The following is a 1,434-nucleotide window of genomic DNA, read 5'->3' on the forward strand; positions in this document are numbered from 1 at the left end:
GTGCTCGGGCGAATGGGTGCGGTACACCGATGTGAATTCGACGACGCTCTCGAGCGAGGTCGTCAGATCGGGACCGGTCTCGATTTCGAAAGCCTGCAGCTGCGTCCCCCACAGCCCCAGCCCCACCGCCAATGCCACCTTGTTTTTGTTGTATGACATATGCACCTCCTGAGTCCCGATGAAACTAACGGCAACCCAAAAGCCGGCATGGGGCCAGAACGGACAAAAAGGAGGGCTCAAGAGGCCTGTCACATTTTCAAACACTTTCATCGCGTGCCATTTGCGGCACACTGCCAGGCAGCCATCTTCGGGCAGTGAGGGATGCACAGGCATGAAACCCATCGTCGATCCGCGCTATTCGGAAGCCTCGGCACCGCCGCTGATTTCCCGCTTCCTGCTGCAGCACGCGGTCGCCTGCGGGCATGACCCGGAGCTGCTGTGCCGTGGCCTGGGCTTCGCCCCGGAGGATCTGAAGCGGCCGGACTATCGCCTGTCCTTCCGCCAGAGCTACAGGCTGGTGCGGCGTGCCCTTCAGGTGCTGGGCGACAACGGCCTGGGACTGACGGTCGGCAGCCGGCAGACGCCAGTGTCCTGGGGGCTGGCCGGTCTGGCCATGCTGGCCTGCCCGGACCTGGGCACGGCACTGGACCTGGGGCTGCGCTACCAGTGGCACATCGGCAGCCTGCTCGACTATCACATCGAAATCGTGGACGACCAGGTACTGTTCTACGCCACCCCGCGCTTCTTCGACCCGGAGGTGGCCGTGTTCTACCTGGAGGAAGCCTTCGCCAGCAGCCTGGCCATCGTGCGTTTCCTCACCGGCGCGGATCTGGTCGCCAGCCACATCGAGGTGCAGTACCCCGCCCCGCCCCACGCGCAGCGCTACGCGGAACTGTTCCGCTGCCCGGTACGCTTCGCCTGCGAGCACAACCGGATGCAGTTCCCGGCCGCCTGGCTGCAACTGCCGCTGCCGACCCGCGACGACTATGCGGCGGCCGAGGCGTGCATGCTGCTGGACAGCGCCGGCCGGCACGAACAGGGACTGAGCGACCTGATCGAGACCATCGAGCGCGAGGTGCGCAAGCGCCTCGAGTCACCGCCGTCGCTGAGCCAGCTGGCCAGCCAGTTGAACCTGAGCGAGCGCACCCTGCGCCGGCGCATCGGCGATGCGGGCCTGAGCTATCACGGAATCGTCGACGAACTGCGCCGGACGCGGGCGCTGCAACTGCTCGGCCAGCGTGACAATCGGTTGATCGACGTGGCCTGCGCCACCGGTTTCAGCGATGTGCGCAACTTCCGCCGCGCCTTCAAACGCTGGACCGGCGTGACCCCGCGCACGGCGAAACAGCGCATCGCCCAGGAATGACCGCGCCCCCTCAGGATTCCTGATACACCGGCCAGCGCTCGACGATGCGACCACCGCGCAGCGCCAGC

General features: G+C 66.1%; 1 protein-coding gene. It reads left to right on the forward strand.

What is annotated here, in order from left to right; all coding sequences use genetic code 11:
* The first annotated feature begins 331 nt into the window (after positions 1-331).
* Positions 332-1,366, forward strand: a complete 1,035-nt coding sequence (locus J0A65_RS23350) for an AraC family transcriptional regulator (protein ID WP_206596680.1) — start codon at positions 332-334, stop codon at positions 1,364-1,366.
* Positions 1,367-1,434: the final 68 nt, after the last annotated feature.

The organism is Bowmanella yangjiangensis (assembly GCF_017255015.1).
GTDB lineage: Bacteria > Pseudomonadota > Gammaproteobacteria > Enterobacterales > Alteromonadaceae > Bowmanella > Bowmanella yangjiangensis.